Genomic DNA, 413 nt, shown 5'->3' with positions numbered 1-413 from the left:
GTAGGTTTAAATAAGATAGAGTCAATTTTTGCCATTACAGCATCAATACCTACGCGTCCTACACCTAAAATCTCTACGATACCTTCTTCAGTCACTGGATCTTCGTTAATAACGATAGTAGTCTCAGTTTCTTTTTGCATTTCCTGAATCACTTTTCCACCAGGTCCAATTAAGGCGCCAATGAATTCGTTAGGAACACGTCTTGTTACCATTGTAGGTGCATGCTCTTTAACATCTGCATTTGGTGTAGCAATTGTATCTGTCAATTTCTCTAGGATATGTAAACGACCAGCACGTGCTTGTTTAAGCGCGTTAACTAAAATCTCATATGATAATCCTTTTACTTTAATATCCATTTGGCAAGCTGTGATACCATCTGCAGTACCAGTCACTTTAAAATCCATATCTCCTAA

At 37.8% G+C, this 413-nt stretch carries 1 protein-coding gene; it reads right to left on the bottom strand.

All coding sequences use genetic code 11. The features are described 5' to 3' along the window. On the bottom strand, positions 1-413 hold a 413-nt coding region (locus B2U95_RS05470), incomplete at both ends, for a KH domain-containing protein (RefSeq protein ID WP_296313599.1).

This window comes from Winogradskyella sp. UBA3174 (genome assembly GCF_002364335.1).
Taxonomy (GTDB): domain Bacteria; phylum Bacteroidota; class Bacteroidia; order Flavobacteriales; family Flavobacteriaceae; genus Winogradskyella.
The sequence above is the reverse complement of the archived record's forward strand: the minus strand, read 5'-3'. Positions and strand labels throughout refer to the sequence as shown.